At 58.8% G+C, this 520-nt stretch carries 1 pseudogene; it reads left to right on the top strand.

The features are described from left to right. Window positions 1-225: 225 nt before the first annotated feature. Window positions 226-520, top strand: a pseudogene (locus NKJ09_RS32460) (DNA polymerase/3'-5' exonuclease PolX); the annotation flags it as partial.

A 520-nucleotide genomic window follows, 5' to 3' on the forward strand; every position in this document is an offset into this window, starting at 1 on the left:
CCGCAATGCATGGCCCATGGCGTTGATTCCTTGTGTAAACCAACGCGAGCCGGCACCCGAATTCCATCAAAAGTGAGTCAGAGCCAATTTTGCACGCCGATTCACACCCAATCTGTAGCGTCCGACGCGGGAAAAGGCAGTAAAGCCGGGATTTAAAGGGCAACGCGGCGCTCATGGTCTTGCCTGATTGGAACCTGCGGAGATCGGCCTCGTTTGGCTGAAGCCATGGCAAAAATCGATCCGAGGACCGCCGCCAGTCTTTTGAGGGAATACGCGCAACGGGCGTCTATGCGCGGCGACAATCCCTATCGCACAAAGGCATACTTGCGCGCGGCAGACAGTCTGATGGCGCTGTCGCAGCCGCTTGATCGGATCATCGCCGCCGGCGCCCTCACCAAGATCCCGGGGATCGGTGACGCGATCGCAGACATCGTGACCAAGCTTTACCAAACCGGCACGCACCCAAGCCTTGAGAAGCTGCGCGAGGATGTTCCAGCGGGCGTGATGGAGCTGTTTGCCA

This window comes from Mesorhizobium sp. M0189, from assembly GCF_040322135.1.
Taxonomy (GTDB): domain Bacteria; phylum Pseudomonadota; class Alphaproteobacteria; order Rhizobiales; family Rhizobiaceae; genus Mesorhizobium.